We start from the raw sequence: 1651 nt of genomic DNA, 5'->3' as shown, positions 1-1651 counted from the left end.
CTCATGAAAAGCAGAGAGAAAATACCTCAACCAAATAGCCAAACCTACAAATAATAAACTGCTATTTTTAAGTTTAGCCCCTTTAGTTGCGGTTATATAAAAAAAACTTAAGCCTACTATAAGAGCTATAATCGTCCACATATTTAGCTAGCATCTTTTGGGTTAATACACGCCATAGCTGCGTCGTAAAATTTATTAGCGGTGCTTTCCCAAGAAAAATTACTTTGTGCATGCTCCTTTAAATTAACACCAAGATTTAAACAAAAATCTTTATCATTAGATATTTTCATAAGGCCAGACTGCAATAAGTCTAAATTATCTGCAGGAAATACTGCCCGATCATCATCAATAATATCAGTGTTAGCTTTAATGTCGGCGGCTAAAACGGCTTTACCATTTATCATTGCAGAAAGTATACTGTTAGACATGCCCTCTAAAATTGATGGCGATATAAAAGCTCTACAGTTTTTCAATAAAGCTTCTAACTCTTGTTGCCCTAAATGTCCAACAAATAAAATGTTGTCATTTGCATCACTCATCAGATTATTTAGGTACTGCGGGTCTTTAGAGTTTCCTCCGGCAATAACTAATTTCATTCTATGGTTTTGAGATAAATTATTATGTGCATTAATCAAAAGATGTAATCTTTTTACAGGGTCAATCCTTGCAGCAAATAACATATATTCGTTAGGGATTAAATTATATTTGCTGAGCGTATTTGCAGCGTCTACGTTAATTGATTTAGCACCGTTTGGAACAAACAATGCATCAGCTCTATTTTTACTATAGATCTCAATCATTTCTTTACTATTCGCCGTAAATACATTTGCAAAACGCCAAGCACAATATTCACCCATGCGTAAAATATTTCGACTAACAACCCCCCACTTATCTCTTGCGCTATCAATAGCCCTTAGGCTCGAGACTACTTTTATTCCGCTTAAACGCAGTAAGGGTGTAAAAATACAAGGTCCTGAAGCAAATACATAAACGACATTTGGTCTACTTACAAATATTAAGTGCAAAACACACCAAAAAATAATTCCATGTTGCCCTAGCTTTTTATAAATACAACTTGGACAATTTACTGTTTGTATATTTTTTTTAGTTTCTTGATTTACGTTATCAAAGCCTTCCGTTTTTGTTCCATAAACAGTAACTTGCGTATTTTCTTTCTGACTAATTACATCTGAAATTTCTCTAATAGCATTCTCTACCCCACCATAGTTTGAGTGAAGTCCACGACCGCCTAAAAAAGCTAAACGAATATTGTTCATATCAATGGCTTCTCATTATTTTTGTTTGCTAATGTATTTACTATAATTTCTACAAATTTATCGCGAAATTTATCTGGGGAATAATCCTGAACTCTTAAGTAACTTTTTTCAGCTAATTTATTTTTTAAACTTTCATTAAGACTTAAGTTGCGTATAGCTTTCGATAAGCCTATTTTGTCCTTAACGTTAATCATTATCCCGTACTCAGTTTCAACATACTCTTCAGCAGGAATAAGCTGATTTAACTTTAGAATCTCACTAGGACCATCAGTACAATTAGTACTTATTACAGCTTTTTTTAAAGCCATAGCTTCTACTAATGCATTAGGAAAGCCTTCTAAACTTGAAGGTAATATAAAAAAATCTGCATTTTT

At 33.1% G+C, this 1651-nt stretch carries 2 protein-coding genes; both read right to left on the bottom strand.

The features are described from left to right. Positions 1-143 precede the first annotated feature (143 nt). Positions 144-1277, bottom strand: a complete 1134-nt coding sequence (locus tag GQR46_RS19415; protein WP_165742176.1) for a glycosyltransferase family 4 protein — start codon at positions 1275-1277, stop codon at positions 144-146. After that, positions 1274-1651, bottom strand: a 378-nt coding sequence (locus GQR46_RS19410) for a glycosyltransferase (RefSeq protein WP_165742175.1), incomplete at its 5' end; no start/stop codon positions are given. The genes GQR46_RS19415 and GQR46_RS19410, both read right to left, overlap by 4 nt.

The sequence above is a fragment of the Pseudoalteromonas sp. Z1A6 genome, assembly GCF_011378745.1.
GTDB classification, from domain to species: domain Bacteria; phylum Pseudomonadota; class Gammaproteobacteria; order Enterobacterales; family Alteromonadaceae; genus Pseudoalteromonas; species Pseudoalteromonas arctica.
This window is presented reverse-complemented; position numbering and strand designations above follow the sequence as displayed.